The 894-nt window shown below is 69.4% G+C and carries 1 protein-coding gene; it reads right to left on the minus strand.

Annotated features, from left to right (window positions below; translation table 11 throughout):
- Positions 1–893: flavodoxin-dependent (E)-4-hydroxy-3-methylbut-2-enyl-diphosphate synthase (gene ispG / locus ACY1JF_RS31900; RefSeq protein ID WP_462708758.1), on the minus strand; the 893-nt coding region annotated here is incomplete at its 3' end.
- Between the last annotated feature and the right edge of the window lies 1 nt (position 894).

Here is an 894-nt window from a genome sequence, read left to right on the forward strand (position 1 = left end):
CCGGGACCGTTGACCACACAGCCCATGACGGCGACGCGCAGCGGCACCTCCATGCCCTCCAGCCCCGCGGTGACCTCCTCGGCCAGCTTGTACACGTCGACCTGGGCGCGTCCGCAGGACGGGCAGGAGACGATCTCCAGGCCGCGCTGGCGCAGGTTGAGCGACTCCAGGATCTGGATGCCGACCTTGATCTCCTCGACCGGCGGGGCGGACAGGGAGACCCGGATGGTGTCGCCGATGCCCTGGGAGAGCAGGGCGCCGAAGGCGACGGCCGACTTGATGGTGCCCTGGAAGGCGGGACCGGCCTCGGTGACGCCGAGGTGGAGGGGGTAGTCGCACTGGGCGGCGAGCTGGCGGTAGGCCTCGACCATGACGACCGGGTCGTTGTGCTTCACCGAGATCTTGATGTCCCGGAAGCCGTGCTCCTCGAAGAGGGACGCCTCCCACAGGGCGGACTCGGTGAGCGCCTCCGGGGTGGCCTTGCCGTACTTCTGGAGCAGGCGGCGGTCCAGAGAGCCCGCGTTCACACCGATGCGGATCGGGGTGCCGTGGTCCTTGGCGGCCTGGGCGATCTCCTTGACCTTGTCGTCGAACTGCTTGATGTTGCCCGGGTTCACACGGACCGCGGCGCAGCCGGCCTCGATCGCGGCGAAGACGTACTTCGGCTGGAAGTGGATGTCCGCGATCACCGGGATCTGGGACTTCCTCGCGATGACCGGGAGGGCGTCGGCGTCGTCCTGGGTGGGACAGGCCACACGGACGATCTGGCAGCCGGAGGCGGTCAGCTCGGCGATCTGCTGGAGGGTCGCGCCGATGTCCGAGGTGCGCGTCGTCGTCATCGACTGCACCGACACCGGCGCGTCACCGCCCACGGCCACCGAGCCGACCTGGATC

The organism is Streptomyces sp. SYSU D01066-1, from assembly GCF_054956795.1.